Source organism: Nemorincola caseinilytica (genome assembly GCF_039540515.1).
GTDB lineage: Bacteria > Bacteroidota > Bacteroidia > Chitinophagales > Chitinophagaceae > Nemorincola > Nemorincola caseinilytica.
On the sequence record NZ_BAABFA010000008.1, the window covers coordinates 80,730 to 97,678 of the forward strand.

Consider the following 16,949-nt stretch of genomic DNA (forward strand, 5'->3'; position numbering starts at 1 on the left):
GGCCATTTTCAGCACATTATCTGATGTTGTAAATGTTATTTCACTCCCATTTCCCTGAGTGCAGGGGCCACAAAGTCTGCTATCTCTTTTATATATGCCGGCGAAAGGTCGAAACGGATACCCGCTGTGGCATATAGTTCTTTCAGGGTCTTGGTATAGCCCAGGCTTAGGGCATTCATATAGTTCTCCAGCGCCTGCTCCTTGTTCTGGCGGTACTGGCGCCACATGGCCAGTGCGCCCAGTTGTGCTATACCATATTCTATATAGTAGAACGGTACCTCGAACAGGTGCAATTGTTTCTGCCAGAAGCTCTTGCGGTATTCTTCATAGCCGCTCCAGTCAGTTATACCGGTAGAGAACTCGCTGAGTATGCTTATCCATGCGGCCTCACGCTCCTGTACCGTATGGCCGGGATGTGTGTACAGCCAGTGCTGGTATTTATCTATAGTAGCTATCCAGGGCAGTACGGTTATGATGCGCTCCAGCTCTTCCAGTTGCGCACGGTGCAGTTCCTGTTCGTCTTTGAAGAACACATCCCAGTGCTCCATCGTAAAGAGTTCCATGCTCATGCTGGCCAGCTCGGCTATTTCCATAGGGTACTCTTTGAAGGCCGATAGCTGCAGCGGGTGCGACAGGAATGAGTGTACCGCATGACCACCCTCGTGCATCATGGTTATCACATCGCCCATGGTGCCTGCCGCATTCATGAATATGAAGGGTACACCTGTCTCTGCCAGAGGGCAGTTGTAGCCGCCGGGCGCCTTGCCTTTGCGGCTCTCCAGGTCCAGGCGGTTCATCTGCTGCATGGTGGTAAGGCAGCCGCTGAAGTAGGGCGACAGTTTGCTGAACACTTCTATGGCCTTCTCTGCCAGCTCGCTGCCGTTGGCAAATGGGCGCAGTGGCTCGGTGCCTGCGGGTTCGGCATCACCATCCCATGGGCGCATCACATCTACGCCCAGGCGCTGCTGCCTGTGCTTTATGAGCATGGCCTGCAGGGGTACTATATGTTCGCGCACGGCATCGTGAAAGGCGAAGCAGTCCTCTACCGTATAGTCGAAACGGCCCAGCTCGCGGAACTTGTGGTCCCTATAGTTCGCAAAACCCGCATTCACGGCTACCTGCTGGCGCAGTGCCAGCAGCTTGTCAAAGAGGTCGTTCAGCTTGTCCTTATCGGCCAGGCGGCGTTTCGCTATCTTGCCAAAGACCTGCTCGCGCAGTCTGCGGTCGGGGTTCTGCAGAAACCTTGCCGCCTGCTGCAGCGTATATTCCTTACCATCCACGTCCACGCTCATTGCGCCCGATATCATGCCGTATTGCTGTGCCAGCAGGTTCAGGTCGGTCTGCAGGGGCACGTTCTCTTCGCGGTACAGTTTTATGGCATTGTCCACACCACGCAGGTAGGGGAAGTACTGGCTCTTGTCCAATCCCTCTGTGTATGGGCATGCCATCAGTTTCTTATTCAGTTCGAAGGAGAAGGGTTTGATCTTCGGCTCTATCTCCATGCAGAAGTAGGTGAACGCCTCTTCGTATTCTTTATTGGTGGTATCGCATGTCATGCGTATCTGCCGCCAGCAGGCATCCTCGTTCACTACGGCTTCCAGTTCGCTCACATCGTGCAGCCATTTGTTCAGCGCCATGGGGCTGTCTATATCGCGCGATACCAGCTCTTCATAATATGGTCGCAGCGAATCCCAATCAGTGATATTGTGGTCGGCAGGAAGAAATGTTCTTTCTTTTACATGCAATGGAGCGAAGGCGCGGTTCATGGAAGGTTCTTTATTTAGGAATGCAAGGTACGCGCAACACCCTAAAAGTTGTTATAAATATAGTAGCAGGATGATAGTTGAATATTGTTTTATCATTAAGTGTTTTGTCGATACTTTATATTGAGAAAATATAAAATATTCATTCTTCGGGCGGTTTTAACCCAAAAAATGCTCAGGAACACTCAAAAGATCGCAAGATCCTTGTAAACAGGCCCGATCAGATACATATTAATGTTATATCTATAAAACTGATCAGTGGCTAGGGCAATTCCATTTTTTTGCTACCCCCGTCCATAGTATATTTGCATCAAGTTGTGAATTTAATGGGTTAGTAAGTAAGAGCTGCTGGATTCCTCCGGCGGCTCTGTTTTTTTAGAATATCCCATTACGAACGATAAGGTACACGATCATTTACCTTTCCCTTTTCCCTCACCCTTTCACCCCAGGTACTTACCCACTATAGGCATACGCCTGCCCATACCGAATGCCTTTGGCGATACGCGTATGATGGGGCAGAACTGGTTGCGCTTGTATTCGTTATTGTTCACCAGCCGCAATATGCGCGATACCAGTGCCGCATCATATCCCATCAGTATTATCTCGCGCGGGCCCATGCGGCGTTCTATGTATTGATATAGCACAGGGTCCAGCAGGTCGTACTCGGGTAGGCTGTCGCTGTCCTTCTGGCCAGGACGCAGCTCTGCGCTCGGCGGTTTGGTTATTATGTTCTCAGGTATCACCTCACCATTCCTGTTGATGTAGCGCGCCAGTGCATATACCTGCAGCTTGTACAGGTCGCCCAGTACGCCCAGGCCGCCGGCCATATCGCCATATAGTGTGCCATAGCCTGTGGCCAGCTCGCTCTTGTTCGATGTGTTCAGCAGTATGTAGCCGAATTTGTTGGCCAGCGCCATTACCATACCACCGCGTATGCGCGACTGCAGGTTCTCCTCGGCCAGCCCAAAGGGCAGGTCTTTGAACACAGGCCGCAATGCGCTGCCATACGCATCGAACACATCCCTGATGGCTATGGTATCGTAGGGATTGCCCAGGTTCTCAGATAGCGCCACTGCATCATCTACCGAGTGAGAGGTAGAGAATTGCGAAGGCAGCAGCAGTGCATGTACATTTTGCGGGCCGAGCGCCTCGCAGGCCAGCGCCAGTGTCACCGCGCTGTCTATACCGCCCGATGAGGCCACTATGGCCTTGCCAAAGCCCATCTTCCCGAAGTAATCTTTTATGCCCAGCAGCAGTGCCTGGTGTACCTGCGCTATGTTCATCTCCGGCTGCAGCTCGGCCATATCGGGCAGCGCCCCTGCCAGTTTGGTAGTAGCAGCGGCCGCGGCATTCAGCCTGCCGTCGGGTAGCCATTCTACCATGGTCAGGCTTTCTTCAAAATAGGGCAGCTCTGTGGCCACACTACCGTCCCTGTTCACTGCCACCGATCCGCCATCGAACACTATCTCCGTCTGCGAGCCTATGGCATTGCAGTATATCATGGGCAGGCCATATTTTTCCACATTGCGGCGTACTATGTCCTTGCGCCCTGCAGCATGCAGGTAGTCGAAGGGCGATGCGCTCAGGTTCATCATTATATCGGGCTGCTGTGCCATCAGCTCGTCCATGGGGCATATGCGGTACAGCGGGTCGTTGCCCAGGTTCCATATGTCTTCGCATATGGTCACGGCCAGTTTCCTGCCTTTGAATTCCAGCACCTGCCACTGGAAGGCAGGTTCAAAGTAGCGGTACTCGTCAAAAATATCGTAGGTAGGCAGCAGGGTCTTGTTCACCACACCCTTTATCTGCTGCTCGTACAGCAGGCATGCACTGTTGAAGAGGTTCTTGCCCTTGGGGTCGGCATTGCGGGTGGGGCATCCTACCAGCACGCCTATGGTATCGGCGGCCAGGCGTATCCTGTCCAGCGCGGCCAGAGCCTGGTTCACAAAGTCGTCGAACTCCAGGAAGTCGCGCGGCGGATACCCCGTTATGGCCAGCTCTGAGAAGAGCACCAGGTCTGCTTCCTGCTGCTTTGCGGTAGCTATCGCCGCCAGTATCTTTTCTGTATTGGCATCGAAGTTGCCTATGTGGTAGTTCTGCTGCGCTAAGAGTATCTTCATATGCCCTGCTTGTGATGCCCTGCAAAATTAAACAGTTCGGCCCCAATAGTCGTTACAGAATGATCAATATTAATTGTGGCGGCACAGCTATACTTCTTTCGGCAAACCCAGTAACTTCGTTATACATCAAACACAGAGCTATGACATTCGCAGGAAGGACCGCATTCATCACAGGTGCCAGCCGTGGTATAGGAGAGGCCATAGCGCTGAAGCTGGCATCGGCCGGGGCCAATGTAGTGGTAGTAGGCAAAAGCATACAGGAAGACCCGCGGCTGGGCGGTACCATACACAGTGTGGCGCAAAAGGTGAACGAGGCCGGCGGCAAAGGCCTTGCCGTGCAGTGCGACATACGCGATGAAGAGCAGGTACTACAGGCGGTGCAGCAGGCCGTGGCCATATTCGGCGGTATAGATATACTGGTGAACAATGCATCGGCCATATCGCTCACAGGCACCGAGCAGACCGAGACCAAACGCTTCGACCTCATTCACGACATCAATGTGCGGGGTACTTTTATAGTTACCCGGCATTGTATACCTTTCCTGCGCAAGGGTACCGACCCGCACATACTCACCCTTTCGCCACCCATAGACCTGTCCCCCAAGTGGATGGGCCCCTGCATAGGGTATACCATGAGCAAATACAGCATGAGCATGATGACCCTGGGCTGGGCCGAGGAGTTCCGCAGCGCGGGCATAGCTGCCAATTCGCTCTGGCCGGTGACCACCATAGCTACGGCCGCCGTGCGCAATATACTGGGTGGCGATATGCTGGTGCAGCGCAGCCGCAAACCTTCCATACTGGCCGATAGCGCCTATTATATACTATCGCAACCCTCGCGCGAGTGTACCGGCAACCACTTCACCGATGAGCAGGTAATGGCCCTGCAGGGCATTACCGACCTGGACAGCTATGCTGTGACACCGGGAGGACCACTGCAAAAAGACCTGTATGTTAACTGATCGGGAAAAATGTTTTAACTAACTAATAAAATGTTATTGATCAGTTATATTCAGCATACGTTTTCGGTTTGTACTATTTTTGCGCCCCAGTATGTTGTTCAATACTATTGAGTTCGCAAAATTTTTTGCGATAGTTCTTGTTGCTTATTGGTCCGTCCATCGCTGGCGCGACGCTCGTAACCTTGTCTTGCTCGGGGCGAACTGGTATTTCTACAATAATCTGCATTATACTTTTCCCATTTACCTGCTGAGTATGATAACCGTAGGTTATCTCTTTGCCAGGGCCATAGAAAAGCAGGAAAACCAAAGTACACGCAAGGCCATACTCACTGTGGGTATCGTCATACTCGGGTTCGGGCTTACCTACATCAAGTACAGCGGCCTTATACTGGGCAATATCACCGGCCTGCAGCAATGGCAGGCAAGTGCGCTGCATATATTGGTACCACTGGGTATCAGTTATTACACCTTCTCCTCTATAGGCTATATAGTAGATGTGTACCGGCGCAGGCTACCTGCCGAGCGCAATTTCATCACCTATTCGTCCTATATCAGCTTTTTCCCCCACCTGCTTTCGGGGCCCATACCTTCTTCGGTGAATGTGCTGCCGCAGTTCAGCAAGATAACCATACCCGACCTGGCCAAGATAGAGCACTCGGCGGGAGAGATAATATGGGGCCTGTTCAAAAAAATGGTGCTGGCCGCCCATGCCGAAAAGGTGGTGAACTACTGCTATGCCTCTTATGACGACCAGAACGGTAGTACGCTTTTCCTGGGGGTCATGCTTTTCAACCTCTACCTCTATGCCGATTTCTCTGCCTATTCCGATATAGCGCGTGGCGTAGGCCGCCTGATGGGTATAGAGCTCACACAGAACTTCAAGATGCCCTTCTTCAGCCGCAACCCGGGTGAGTTCTGGCGCAGGTGGCATACCTCCCTGCGCAAATGGATGCTCGATTACCTGTACCTGCCATTGGGCGGCAACAGGGGTGGCAAGCTGCAATATATAATGGCCATCGTGTTCATATTCTCGTTCAGCGGGCTGTGGCATGGCGCCAATATGACCTTTGTATGCTGGGGCCTGCTGAATGGTATCTATTTCATTCCGTACATCCTCACCGATAGCATGACGCGCTATAAAGATATAGCAGGTGCAGGCAGGCTGCTACCCTCGCTGAAGGAGACCGGCCAGATAGCTTTTACCTTCCTGCTTACCACCCTGTCGCGCATATTCTTCCGCGCGCCGAACATGACAGTGGTGAACGGGCTGGTAACAAAAATATTCTCTGTAAGTATCTTCGCAGCGCCTATTAAGATCGTTTGGACAAAGGTGATCATGTTCGTACCTATGCTGGCCTTCGAGTGGGTGCAACGTGAAAAACTGTATGTGCTGCAACTGAGCAGAACGAACGCATACATCAGAGTAGCAGGCTACCTGGCAGTGATAGTGCTGACATGGCTGCTGCACAAAGAACAGAACGCAAGCGAATATTATTATTTCAAATTTTAAATATTAAATACCCCATAAAAATGAAGAAACATATAGTTGTATCAATGGCGCTGGCAATGCTGGTGAACACAGGCTGCGGCGACAAAAAAGCAGAAGAGGCCGCACAGGCACAGCAGGCACAGACAAGCAAAGAGGTGAACGAGATAGAGCAAAGGAACAAAAAGGTAGAACAGCTGAACGAAGAGTACCGCGAGATGCCTGATGAGAAGTTGTTCGAGAACAACGGACAGAACGGGCCTGTATACACAGAATTGAAGAAACGCTATTCTGAACAGCTAGCCACCCTGAAGCAGAAAGTAGAAGGTACAGGTGCAAAGTTCGTAGTTGTACTTATTACGCCGGAAGTAGGTAAGGGTATGACGGATTTTACAAGGTATGGCCATCCACACATAAAGGCTACATGTGCAGAACTGGGCATTGAGTACTACGACCTTGGCCCGGCTATCGCTTCGCAGGATGCACATGTGATAACGCAGGTGCCAAAAGACGGGCACTGGTCTAAAAAAGGAGCGATATTCCTTGCCGACCAGCTGGATCCGATACTGAAAAAACATGCCGGTCACAAAAGCACTACCACATACAAGGATACTGAGCGCCCCGAAACATTCGGCGACCTTGCTCCGAACTCAGATGAGGTACTGGATGGGGGTAAAGACCTGCCATACAGGCTCATTGGCAATGCCCAGGGCCTGAGGATGGACCATAATGTGAAATTCCCCAAAGCAAAACAACACATATTGTTCATGGGCGGATCGCAGATATACTCTCCATTCCTCGATAATGAATTCATTGCCACCTCTATCCTGCAACAGCGCCATCCCGATATGGAAGTGATGAATGCGGCTATGTGGGCCGGCTGTACAGATGACTTCCTGTCTCTGTGGGATGAAAAGGCTAAATATTCTGAGCCGGATGTGGTGATAGTGCAGACGAATGGCACAGATATCCCCGACCTGTTCTTCTCGAACCGCAATCACCTTGCCCGTTCGAAGAAGCCATACTATCCTTCAGAGGTAGAAGAGAAATACTTCAGGGAGCGATACAGGAAGTAATATTTCCCTCTCATAAACATAAAGAGCAGAGCCCTTTACGGTTCTGCTCTTTCTTATTTATAGCGGGCCATCCTCACTGCATGTTACATCCATCGCTTCCGCCTGAACCAGAAGAAGATAACGATGACCACTACGGCCATAGCTCCCAGCACCACCGGGTAGCCGTGCCGCCACTCCAGCTCGGGCATATAACGGAAGTTCATACCATAGATACCGGCTATGAAGGTGAGCGGCATAAAGAACACCGAGAATATGGTAAGCACGCGCATGGTCTCATTAGTGCGCTGTGCCGATATGTTGAAGTACAGGTTCAGCAGGTGGGTGGCGTTCTCGTACATAGAGTCGTAAAGGCTCTTCTGTTTTATGTACAGGTCGCGCACATCGCGCGTATAGGCATTGGCCGTTTCCTCGCGGTCCATCTTGTCTACTATGTCGTAGGTGTGCAGCAGCAGCCTGCGCATCACTTCCAGCTTCTGTTTCATGAAGTATAGCCCCTTCAGCAGCGGTTCTTTCCGCACCGTCAGGAACACCTTTTTCTCGTACAGGTCCAGCTGCTCATCTATGGCCACGGCCGGTTCGTCGAATGTATGCAACCCTGTACGCACCAGTACGTTCAGCACATGAAAGGGGCTGGTGCAGCGGTTGGTATGCACATACGTCTGCTGTATGGTGTGTATGGGTTCCCACGGCTTGCGGTGTATGGTGATGATGAACCGCTCCGATACGAATATGGCTATCTTGCCCGTGAGTGCCTGCACGGTATCGGCCTCGTCGTGGGCAGTGGTCATGTATACACGCAATATGATGAAGGTATAGCCCGTGAACTGCTCGTACTTGGGAAGGTGGCCCGGCTGCAGGCAGTCCGATACCGATGCCGGGTGCAGCCCATATTGCTGTGCTATCCCTTGCAGCTCTTCTTTGGTCGGGTCGGTAACATCCAGCCACTCAAAGGAGCAGTTGTCTGTAGCGAGTTCTGTGGTCATGTCACTTTTTTTTAGCGCCCCTTGTCTTTGGCTTGCCGTACTTGGCCCGCATCTTTTCCTTGTGGCTTATCTTCACGTTCACCTTCTTGTTCCTGGCCAGCTTTTCATGAAAGGCCCCTCCCGAGTCTGTTACCTTTGGCAGTACTATCAGGGTCTCTCTCATATGCACCTTCGGCAGCTCATCGTCCGTCAGCACGTCCGATATCTCCAGGTCCTCAGGCAGGGGCGATACAGGTATCTGGTAGCTCATCAGTTTTTCTATGGCGGCCAGCGCTTCCATTTCGCGCTCTGTGGCAAAGGTGATGGATATACCCTTCCGGTCGGCGCGGCCTGTGCGGCCTATACGGTGTATGTACGACTCTGCTTCTTCCGGCACATCGAAGTTGATGACGTGCGTCACCTCGGCTATATCTATACCGCGCGCCACGAGGTCGGTAGCTATGATGAAGGTATAGATGCCGTTGCGGAAGTTGCTAACGGTATTGAACCTGTGGTTCTGTGCCTTGTTAGAGTGTATCACGCCTACCTTGCCGGGGAAGCGGCCCTCTATGTGCTCGTACAGCTCATCGGCCAGTTTCTTTGTAGCGGCGAACACAAGCACCTTCGTCATTGCCTCATCGTTCGATAGCAGCATTTCCAGCAGGTTCACCTTGGTATGGAAGTTGGGCACATGGTACAGTTGCTGGTCTATATTGCTAAGGGGTGTGCCTGCAGGTGCGGCCTCCACACGTTCGGGGTCATTGAAGTAGGTCTGCATCAGGGCCTCTACCTCGGGTGTTATAGTGGCCGAGAAAAGCAGGTTCTGCCTGCGGGGCGGCAGTACATCCAGTATGTTGTTTATTTGCGTGCGAAAGCCCAGGTTGAACATCTCGTCCACCTCGTCTATCACCAGGCGTTTTATGTTCTTCAGCCTCAGCGATCCGTGCAGCACCAGGTCCATCAGGCGGCCGGGTGTGGCCACTACCACATCGCAACCGTTCTCTGCCTCCAGCACATGTGTGCGCATGTTCACGCCGCCGTATACACCTATGGCCACCACGTTCATGTAGGTGGTCAGCTTTTTTATCTCTTCTGTTACCTGCAGCACCAGCTCGCGCGTGGGTACTATTATCAGTATCTGCGGGTAGCGGTCTTTGGCATACTGCCACATGCGCAGGCAGGGCAGCAGGTAGGCCAGGGTCTTGCCCGTGCCGGTCTGTGCTATGCCGCACACATCCCGCCCCGACATGATGACGGAGAATATCTTGTGCTGTATAGTAGTAGGATGCTTGTACCCAAGGTCATCCAGCGCGTTCAGCAGCGGTGTGCTCAGGTTCAGTTCTCTGAATTCCATGTTGGCCATAATGCTTCAACGAAGATAGCGCAAACGGCCAATTCACTAGTGTGTTTAGAAGGATATGGTGGCGAAGTATTGGCCGTAGAAATATCTTATTGCGTAACTTTGTTCGTATGAGTACCCTAACTATTCATCCGGCCGATATGGATCAGGAAACAGCTATAAGACTGTTTCTCGATGCGTTGCACGTGAACTATAAGACCAGTGAGAAAGAAACAGACGAAACGGAATATTTGTCTGCTTCGCCTGCAATGAAAGAACATTTGAACAAGGCAGTGCAGCAGGATAAGAACAATGAGGGTTCACAGGTCAGCCTCGATGATATATGGAAGTGATCTTCATGCCCACAGCTCTTGAAGACCTGGAATTTTGGAAAAGGTCCGGAAGCACTATCATTCTCAAGCGCATCAGGCAATTGCTGGAGGCTATACAAAAGGAGCCCTTCACAGGTATAGGTAAACCAGAAAGGTTAAAACACGATTGGGCAGACCTTTGGTCGAGACGTATAAACGAAGAACATAGACTGGTATACAAATGCGAGCAGAACAAGGTCATTGTTTATGCCCTTCGGTATCATTACAAAAAATAGACCGTTCGGAAATGCTGTGGCAGTGCCATGCTTACAGCTTATGAGAATGCAGTACGCTGTTTATCTTCTGCTCCCATTCCTCGGGGCTTTCCGAGTAGCCCGACAGGCTCATGGCCTTTATCCATGCCTGAGGGTCCTTGTTGTTCTTCAGCTTTGCGTAAAATCTCTTGCGCGTAAGCATATTGCAGAAGTCCAGGTAAGAGGCATACTCATTATCGTACTGCTTATAGCGGCTTTTGTGCCCGCGGTGGTTCACATACCTGTTACGGCCCACTATACCGAAGTGATTGTTCAGCACCTTTGCGGTAGCGCCCGCGCCGCCTGCCGACTCTACAGTGGCCACGGCCAGTATCACCGATGGGGGAATACCATAATGCTCGCCCAGCAGTGTGGCCAGTATCTTATGGTCGGTGATATACTTCTTGTTCTGCGCATTGGCGGTAACTACCACCAGCAGCAGGGTAAGAGTTATCAATGTCCTCCTAAGTGCCTGTTTTACCATTGTCATAGCATTACATTTAGTTCAAAAGGGCATGCAAATTTACGGAACTTTATAATGCGTTCTGTGGAAAAACTGTTAAAACTGTGACATGTAAGGACAAAATGGCAATTATCGGTCCTGAAACAAGTCTTTGTATAGCTGCTGTATAATGCTATTGCCGTACTTGGTGTCGCCTGTTGTTCGCACCCATCGTATGCCTTTTATGGCATTGGTAAGAAATACCTCATCGGCCTGTTGCAGTGTCTCTATTGGTAGTGGCGTCTCTGTTATGCCCGGCACTGTGGCCAGTATATGCCGCCGCATCACACCCGCCACACAGCCCTCTGCCAGGGGTGGGGTATAGATGCTGCCATCCTTTACCCAGAAGATGTTGGCTATGGTGCTCTCTGCTATCCGCCCATGGGTATTACATACCAGGGCATCGTTCCACTTTTCGCGCCCGGCCTGCCGTGCTGCCATGCTATACACCAGCGCATTGCACGATTTCAGGTTGCTCATGCTGTCGGCGCTCTTGGCTACTCCTGTGGCAATGCCCGTTACCAGCCCGTTCTCGTTCAGCAGCAGATCGCTATCGTTCAGCGGGTAGCATTCTACCAGGTAGTGCAGCATGTCATCCTCAGGCCCGAAGATGCCGCCATTACTGCCAAATACCTGCAGGCGCACACGGCACAGCCGCTCCAGGCCGTTCTTGCGCACGGTACGCAATACTTCTCCCTCTAGCAGGGTGGGGGAGAAATGGGCCGGCAACACAAAATGTAACTGTTGCAGCCCAGCCAGCAGCCGCTGCCAATGGTACGCTGCCAGCCGTATGGCGCTATCCCTCACCAGCATGGTCTCGAACAGGCCATGGCCATACCGGAAGGCAGTATTGCCTGCCGGTACCTGTGCCTGCTCGGCGGGTATCATATGGCCGTTATAGTTGGTAAGCATATGCAGCGGCTAAAGTTACAGCATCGTTAATAATATGTGCAGGGCACAGCTGGTACTGACCGGCGTTTGCTGCTCGTTGGTCGGTTTATCTTTACATTTGCGTATGTTCAATTCGCGCAGGGGTGGCATGCAAATGCCGCCGGTAGTTCTGAATCTTATTATCATCAATGTCGTCGTTTTCATCGCGCAGAACCTCATGCACGGTCGCCTCGACGACCTGTTCGCGCTGCACTACTGGCATTCGCCCCTCTTCAGGTGGTGGCAGTTGTTCACCCATATGTTCATGCATGGCAGCGAGCTGCACATATTCTCCAATATGTTCGCACTCTTCATGTTCGGGCGTGTGCTGGAGCAGTCCTTAGGGCCCCGCAGGTTCCTCATGTTCTACCTCATATGCGGCCTTGGCGCGGCTTTCTGTCATCTTTCTGTACTCTCCCTGCAGTTCGGTTCCTTTCACGATGCCTTTGTACACTACCAGCAGCATCCTACCCTACAAGAGTACGCACAAATGTTGCAGAAGGGCAAGGTCACACACCCTGTATTCGGTACCATTCTCTCTCACTGGAGCGATAACCCCACCTGCCCCGATTGTGCCCAGGTATCCATCATGAAGCTGAACGAGTATTTCACCGGCCTCATCAACGAGCCTACGGTAGGCGCCTCGGGCGCTGTGTTCGGCCTGTTGTTCGCCTTTGGTTATATGTACCCCAATGTAGAGCTGATGCTGCTCTTCCCTCCCATACCCATAAAAGCCAAATGGTTCGTAGCAGGTTATGCCGTGTTCGAGCTTTTTGCCGGGGTCAAGAACTCTGTGGGCGACAACATAGCGCACTTCGCCCACCTGGGTGGTATGCTCTTTGCCTTCATCCTCATCAGGGTGTGGCACATACGGCGGTCTATGTGGTGATAGGTAAATGCAGGATACAGCCCCTCCCGACCTCTCCTGAATGGCTAGCATGTACCCCACATCTTTTGTGCAGTTATAAATATCCTTTGGAAATGCTCCGTAGGAGCAAAAGGTTTGCAGGAATATTCTTTTATCGGGTCTTTGCTCCGTCAGGAGCTACCCACTATACAGGGTAGCCCGCTACGGGGCATAACAGCATGAGGGATACGTTTAACTACTACAAACATGTAGCCCCTCCGGGGCAAGCATCAAGTAAGCACTTGTGGGCACATGGTAGTCCCAAGAAGGAGAAGGTGTTATCTGGCACTTTTGCGTGGCGAATTTTATTACTTGCGCTGGCCGCCTATTATACTTACCAGGTCCCATTCTACGCTCTTGCTCACGGTCTCGGTGATGCGGCCTATTTCATCATCATTGCTGTTCAGCACCACTATGGTGGGCAGTAGTGCTATGTTATACCGCTTTGCCAGTTGCTGCGCGGCAGCGTTATTGGTGGTCTTGGTGCGGTCCATGCCTATCAGCATCAGGTCTTCCCATGCTATATTTATTTTCTCCAGCACCTTGAAGAGCTGTGGCAGCAGGTGCTGCGAGTCCTCGCACCATGTACCCAGGAATATCACCAGCTTGTAGTTGCCTATGGTCTTTTGCAGGTAGTCGGTAGCGGTGGCATCGGGGTTGTATTCGTCCATGCCGTGCGGCAGCCAGGAGAAGGTAGGTTCCTGTTCCATATCGCGGTAAGAGAATATGCCCTTGTACACTACCTGTCCGTTCTTCTCGTCCTTCAGGCTGGCATGGTCGGCAGTGCGGGTGGTCATTACCTGCTGTAGTGTATCTTTTGGTCGCATGGCTACTGGTCTTACTTTTCCTTCGGGTGGCATCTGTGCTGCTGCCGTCATGCTTATGGCCGTTATCAGCAGCGCCATCATGTATTTCATCGGTATGCGCATCTTCCTGTCTTTTAGTGGTGAAATGCCTGTGTGGTATCACAGTTGGTCGCGCAGTATCTGCAGCTTGCTGCGCAGGGCCAGCAGCGAGTCTTTCAGGCTTATGGTGGCCACCTCGCGTTTGTTCTGCTCTTTCAGTCTTGTCTTGGCGCCCGACAGGGTAAAGCCGCGTTCCTTCACCAGGTGGTATATGGCGCGCAGCTCGCGCACCTGGTCGGGTGTGTACAGGCGGTCGCCTTTGCGGGTGGTGCGCACCTTTAGTTTGAACTCATTTGTCCAGAAGCGTATGTGCGATGTCTTCACGCTGAAGAAAGATGCTACCTCGCCTATGCTGTAATAGTTCTTGTCGCCCTTCCAGTCTTCGGGTATTATATTGGCTGCTTCTTCGGCTACAACGGCATCGGCCTCATCTATGGCCACGTCTGTTTCTTCCTGTGGCGCTGTGGTGGCTGCTATAGGTTCTGTTGTCGTTTCCGATATGGTGTCTGATACCGGTTGTTGTGTCGCTTCTGTTGCAGCGGCATATTCTTTCTGCAGTATGGCCTCGGCCATATACTCGTATGATACACCCAGCTCATCCAGCGACAGGTTGCTTACCATAGGCTCTGCCTCTTGTGGTATGGCCTCGGGTGCAGGCATTGCCATGGCTTGTGGTGCAGCCCCGGCACTTGCATCCTGCGTTGTTGGCGCGGCTTCCGGGCTTATTTCTTCTTTTTGTTCAGCTTCCGGGCCGGGCTCTTCTTTAGTGGCCTCTTTGTCTTTCTTACCGCGTGTCTTAGCGGCAGGCTTTTGCGGGCCTGGCACTATCTCTTCTCCAAAAAGGGTCACTATGCGCGTGCTCATCTTGTGCGTATTATGCTGTTATTTCACCGGTGCCGGGGCGAACTGGGTGGCGCGCAGCTCGCGTACCTCTTTTGCTTTTTTCGCCTGTGCTTCTTTGCTGGCTTCCAGCTCTTTTGCCATTGCTGCGTTCTTTGCTTCCAGTTGTTTCATTTCCACTTCTTTCTGCTGTATCGCTTCCTGGGCGGCTATCTGCCCATCCAGGCGTTGCAGGTATTGGGTCACTTTAGCTGCTGTAGCGGCATCATTGGTGGTGGTCACATAGTTGTCATAGCCCTTCGATGCCACCATGTATACCGTTGTCTTGCCTTTCTTGCTCCTCACCCTGTAATAGTAGTCGCCCCTGGTATCGCTCACGGCAGGCCACTGTGCGGCCTTGTATGCCTGCACCCCTTTTTTGCGGCTGCTGCGTTTCAGTTTGGCATCTTCCATGTTCTTGTCCAGTACAGCAGCGGTAACGCTCTTGTCGTGCCTGTATGTGGCGCTGAAGGCCCACATCTTTTTCTTACCCATTTTCACATTTCCCTCTTTTACTTCCACCTCGCTTTGCGCATATGTGGCCAGGGGAAGCATGAATACCAGCAATAGCAGTTGTAGATACCTCATCGTTCGCATTTTTGATATAGAATTGTTTTTCAGGCTAGTTAGCTGGCATAAAAGTACGACAATAATGAATTTAAAGACGACCGCTCCATGCCCGGCGCTCTTTATGCCTATCGCATATGTCCGTATCTTGCGTGCAATATGAGTACCGTATTCGAGATAAGGGGTGGCCGCCAGCTGAGTGGCGCCATCACGCCCCAGGGCGCCAAGAACGAGGCTTTGCAGGTGCTTTGCGCCGCCCTGCTCACCGACGAGCAGGTCACCTTCACCAATGTGCCCGATATAGCCGATGTGAATGCCCTGTTGGATGTACTTGCAGAAATGGGTGTGAAGGTAGGCCGCCCGGCCCCCAATACCGTGGTGCTGCAGGCCGATGCCATAGATCCCGATTACTTCGCCACGCATACTTTTCGCAAACGTTCCAGCCAGCTTCGCGGTACTGTGATGCTTGCAGGGCCCATGCTGGCCCGCTTTCGCCGCGCATACATACCGCAGCCCGGTGGCGACAAGATAGGCCGCCGCAGGCTAGATACCCACATCCTGGGCTTTGAGCGGCTGGGGGTAAAGTTCGAGTACGATACCGAGCTGCAGATGTTCTCCCTCAGCGCCGACCGCCTCACCGGTACACGCCTGCTGCTGGAAGAGCCCTCTGTGACCGGCACCGCCAATATGGTGATGGCCGCAGTGATGGCAGAGGGTATCACTACCATCTACAATGCTGCCTGCGAGCCATACATACAGCAGCTATGCCTTATGCTGAACCGCATGGGCGCGCGCATCAGCGGCATCAGCAGCAACCTGCTCACCATAGAGGGCGTAGCTAAGCTCTCCGGCACAGATCATCGCCTGCTTGCCGATATGATAGAGGTGGGCTCCTTCATAGGCCTGGCCGCCATGACCCAGAGCGAGCTGACCATACGCAACGTAGATGCCCACCAGTTGGGCCTTATACCCGATATCTTCCGCCGCCTGGGCATAGAGCTGCACCTGCAGGGCGATGACATATTCATACCCGCGCAGGAGCACTACCGCATACAGAAATTCATAGATGGATCCATACTCACCGTCTACGATCATCCGTGGCCCGGCTTCACGCCCGACCTGCTGAGTATAGTGCTGGTAACGGCCACGCAGGCCAAGGGAACTGTGCTTGTGCATCAGAAGATGTTCGAAAGCAGGCTGTTCTTCGTAGACCGCCTCATAGAGATGGGTGCGCAGATAGTGCTTTGCGACCCCCACCGCGCCGTAGTGATAGGGCTGGACAAACAGGTAGCTCTTCGCGGCATCAACATGGTTTCGCCCGATATTCGTGCGGGTGTGGCCCTGCTTATAGCGGCCATGTCGGCCACGGGCAAAAGCACCATACAGAACATTCACCAGATAGACAGGGGCTACGAGCGCATCGATGAGCGCCTCAATGCCCTCGGGGCCGATATCCGCCGTGTGTGATGCTTTTTTATTACCTCCCGGTAAAACCTTATGCCAAGAAATATGCTTGTATCGTACTAACAATGCAAGTGTATGGTACGCCCTTATATGCACAGGTCATTTACCATTTCATGCAGATATTTTTGTTGATAGAATGTATCTGCATCATGTATGCATAAGTGGGTGACAGGCAATAGTGGAGAATAAGGATATGCATAAAACTAGCTTTCAATGCATTTTTTGAATTTTTATATATGAGGCTGGCTACTCATAGGCGATAGCTATGCGGAATGGTTTTTGCCCGCTGAATGGGACCATGAGATCATCATCGGGAAAAGGATCATGGGAGAATAGGATTTTATATGATCTTTAAATATGAATATTAAAACGTGAACACATTATAATATGTAAACGATCGTTAGGATTTTTTGAAAAAAATAACGTACTTTTCGGACCGCATATTATTTTTAGTATGTTCAC

The 16,949-nt window shown here is 52.0% G+C and carries 16 protein-coding genes; 7 read left to right on the plus strand and 9 right to left on the minus strand.

Features of this window, described 5'->3' with window-relative positions; genetic code table 11:
- Positions 1-35: 35 nt before the first annotated feature.
- Together ABD843_RS05395 and ABD843_RS05400 are read right to left on the minus strand one after the other, a co-directional pair.
- A complete protein-coding gene (locus ABD843_RS05395) occupies positions 36-1,766 on the minus strand; it encodes a M3 family oligoendopeptidase (RefSeq protein WP_345079670.1) in 1,731 nt (576 codons plus the stop codon).
- 437 nt (positions 1,767-2,203) lie between these two features.
- The gene (locus ABD843_RS05400) at positions 2,204-3,883 is read right to left on the minus strand and encodes an NAD+ synthase (protein ID WP_345079673.1); all 1,680 of its coding nucleotides are present in this window, start codon (positions 3,881-3,883) and stop codon (positions 2,204-2,206) included.
- Between the two features lie 140 nt (positions 3,884-4,023).
- On the opposite strand from ABD843_RS05400, the gene ABD843_RS05405 reads away from it, so the two are divergent.
- The 3 genes from ABD843_RS05405 to ABD843_RS05415 all read left to right on the plus strand — a co-directional run bounded on the left by ABD843_RS05405 (position 4,024) and on the right by ABD843_RS05415 (position 7,407).
- Positions 4,024-4,845, plus strand: a complete 822-nt coding sequence (locus ABD843_RS05405) for an SDR family oxidoreductase (protein ID WP_345079676.1) — start codon at positions 4,024-4,026, stop codon at positions 4,843-4,845.
- 253 nt (positions 4,846-5,098) lie between these two features.
- Positions 5,099-6,355, plus strand: coding sequence for an MBOAT family O-acyltransferase (locus ABD843_RS05410; protein WP_345079679.1), 1,257 nt, complete (start codon positions 5,099-5,101; stop codon positions 6,353-6,355).
- Positions 6,356-6,375: 20 nt separating this feature from the next.
- The gene (locus tag ABD843_RS05415) at positions 6,376-7,407 is read left to right on the plus strand and encodes a hypothetical protein (RefSeq protein ID WP_345079681.1); all 1,032 of its coding nucleotides are present in this window, start codon (positions 6,376-6,378) and stop codon (positions 7,405-7,407) included.
- A gap of 83 nt (positions 7,408-7,490) precedes the next feature.
- On the opposite strand, the gene ABD843_RS05420 is transcribed toward ABD843_RS05415, so the two are convergent.
- On the minus strand, positions 7,491-8,390 hold the full coding sequence (locus tag ABD843_RS05420) for a magnesium transporter CorA family protein (RefSeq protein WP_345079684.1): 900 nt from the start codon (positions 8,388-8,390) through the stop codon (positions 7,491-7,493).
- Between the two features lies 1 nt (position 8,391).
- The gene (locus ABD843_RS05425; RefSeq protein ID WP_345079687.1) at positions 8,392-9,723 is read right to left on the minus strand and encodes a DEAD/DEAH box helicase; all 1,332 of its coding nucleotides are present in this window, start codon (positions 9,721-9,723) and stop codon (positions 8,392-8,394) included.
- 116 nt (positions 9,724-9,839) lie between these two features.
- On the opposite strand from ABD843_RS05425, the gene ABD843_RS05430 reads away from it, so the two are divergent.
- Entirely contained in the window at positions 9,840-10,061 is a 222-nt protein-coding gene (locus ABD843_RS05430) for a DUF2683 family protein (protein ID WP_345079690.1), read from the plus strand.
- 5 nt (positions 10,062-10,066) lie between these two features.
- On the plus strand, positions 10,067-10,315 hold the full coding sequence (locus ABD843_RS05435) for a Txe/YoeB family addiction module toxin (protein WP_345080349.1): 249 nt from the start codon (positions 10,067-10,069) through the stop codon (positions 10,313-10,315).
- Between the two features lie 31 nt (positions 10,316-10,346).
- Here the strand turns inward: ABD843_RS05435 and ABD843_RS05440 are convergent, their stop codons facing one another.
- Both ABD843_RS05440 and ABD843_RS05445 read right to left on the minus strand, forming a co-directional pair.
- A complete protein-coding gene (locus tag ABD843_RS05440; RefSeq protein ID WP_345079693.1) occupies positions 10,347-10,823 on the minus strand; it encodes a glucosaminidase domain-containing protein in 477 nt (158 codons plus the stop codon).
- A gap of 102 nt (positions 10,824-10,925) precedes the next feature.
- Positions 10,926-11,747, minus strand: coding sequence for an aminotransferase class IV (locus ABD843_RS05445; RefSeq protein ID WP_345079696.1), 822 nt, complete (start codon positions 11,745-11,747; stop codon positions 10,926-10,928).
- 103 nt (positions 11,748-11,850) lie between these two features.
- On the opposite strand from ABD843_RS05445, the gene ABD843_RS05450 reads away from it, so the two are divergent.
- A complete protein-coding gene (locus ABD843_RS05450; protein ID WP_345079699.1) occupies positions 11,851-12,654 on the plus strand; it encodes a rhomboid family intramembrane serine protease in 804 nt (267 codons plus the stop codon).
- A 326-nt stretch (positions 12,655-12,980) separates the two neighbouring features.
- Here the strand turns inward: ABD843_RS05450 and ABD843_RS05455 are convergent, their stop codons facing one another.
- From ABD843_RS05455 to ABD843_RS05465, 3 genes are read right to left on the minus strand one after another with little or no spacing between them, the layout of a single operon-like run.
- A complete protein-coding gene (locus ABD843_RS05455; RefSeq protein ID WP_345079702.1) occupies positions 12,981-13,601 on the minus strand; it encodes a TlpA family protein disulfide reductase in 621 nt (206 codons plus the stop codon).
- 36 nt (positions 13,602-13,637) lie between these two features.
- Positions 13,638-14,441: a MerR family transcriptional regulator gene (locus tag ABD843_RS05460; protein WP_345079705.1), complete on the minus strand. Its 804-nt coding sequence runs from the start codon at positions 14,439-14,441 to the stop codon at positions 13,638-13,640.
- An 18-nt stretch (positions 14,442-14,459) separates the two neighbouring features.
- Complete coding sequence (locus ABD843_RS05465) at positions 14,460-15,044, minus strand: hypothetical protein (protein ID WP_345079708.1); 585 nt, start codon at positions 15,042-15,044, stop codon at positions 14,460-14,462.
- Positions 15,045-15,182: 138 nt separating this feature from the next.
- Here ABD843_RS05465 and murA point away from each other — a divergent pair, with 138 nt between their 5' ends.
- Entirely contained in the window at positions 15,183-16,490 is a 1,308-nt protein-coding gene (murA, locus tag ABD843_RS05470; RefSeq protein WP_345079711.1) for a UDP-N-acetylglucosamine 1-carboxyvinyltransferase, read from the plus strand.
- The last annotated feature ends 459 nt before the right edge of the window (positions 16,491-16,949 follow it).

What these genes read in the sequence shown, in the direction of transcription:
- ABD843_RS05395 (WP_345079670.1), bottom strand. Translation starts at nt 1,766, where the DNA reads ATGAACCGCGCCTTCGCTCCATTGCATGTAAAAGAAAGAACATTTCTT.
- ABD843_RS05400 (WP_345079673.1), bottom strand. Translation starts at nt 3,883, where the DNA reads ATGAAGATACTCTTAGCGCAGCAGAACTACCACATAGGCAACTTCGAT.
- ABD843_RS05405 (WP_345079676.1), top strand. Translation starts at nt 4,024, where the DNA reads ATGACATTCGCAGGAAGGACCGCATTCATCACAGGTGCCAGCCGTGGT.
- ABD843_RS05410 (WP_345079679.1), top strand. Translation starts at nt 5,099, where the DNA reads ATGATAACCGTAGGTTATCTCTTTGCCAGGGCCATAGAAAAGCAGGAA.
- ABD843_RS05415 (WP_345079681.1), top strand. Translation starts at nt 6,376, where the DNA reads ATGAAGAAACATATAGTTGTATCAATGGCGCTGGCAATGCTGGTGAAC.
- ABD843_RS05420 (WP_345079684.1), bottom strand. Translation starts at nt 8,390, where the DNA reads ATGACCACAGAACTCGCTACAGACAACTGCTCCTTTGAGTGGCTGGAT.
- ABD843_RS05425 (WP_345079687.1), bottom strand. Translation starts at nt 9,723, where the DNA reads ATGGAATTCAGAGAACTGAACCTGAGCACACCGCTGCTGAACGCGCTG.
- ABD843_RS05430 (WP_345079690.1), top strand. Translation starts at nt 9,840, where the DNA reads ATGAGTACCCTAACTATTCATCCGGCCGATATGGATCAGGAAACAGCT.
- ABD843_RS05435 (WP_345080349.1), top strand. Translation starts at nt 10,067, where the DNA reads ATGCCCACAGCTCTTGAAGACCTGGAATTTTGGAAAAGGTCCGGAAGC.
- ABD843_RS05440 (WP_345079693.1), bottom strand. Translation starts at nt 10,823, where the DNA reads ATGACAATGGTAAAACAGGCACTTAGGAGGACATTGATAACTCTTACC.
- ABD843_RS05445 (WP_345079696.1), bottom strand. Translation starts at nt 11,747, where the DNA reads ATGCTTACCAACTATAACGGCCATATGATACCCGCCGAGCAGGCACAG.
- ABD843_RS05450 (WP_345079699.1), top strand. Translation starts at nt 11,851, where the DNA reads ATGTTCAATTCGCGCAGGGGTGGCATGCAAATGCCGCCGGTAGTTCTG.
- ABD843_RS05455 (WP_345079702.1), bottom strand. Translation starts at nt 13,601, where the DNA reads ATGCGCATACCGATGAAATACATGATGGCGCTGCTGATAACGGCCATA.
- ABD843_RS05460 (WP_345079705.1), bottom strand. Translation starts at nt 14,441, where the DNA reads ATGAGCACGCGCATAGTGACCCTTTTTGGAGAAGAGATAGTGCCAGGC.
- ABD843_RS05465 (WP_345079708.1), bottom strand. Translation starts at nt 15,044, where the DNA reads ATGAGGTATCTACAACTGCTATTGCTGGTATTCATGCTTCCCCTGGCC.
- murA (WP_345079711.1), top strand. Translation starts at nt 15,183, where the DNA reads ATGAGTACCGTATTCGAGATAAGGGGTGGCCGCCAGCTGAGTGGCGCC.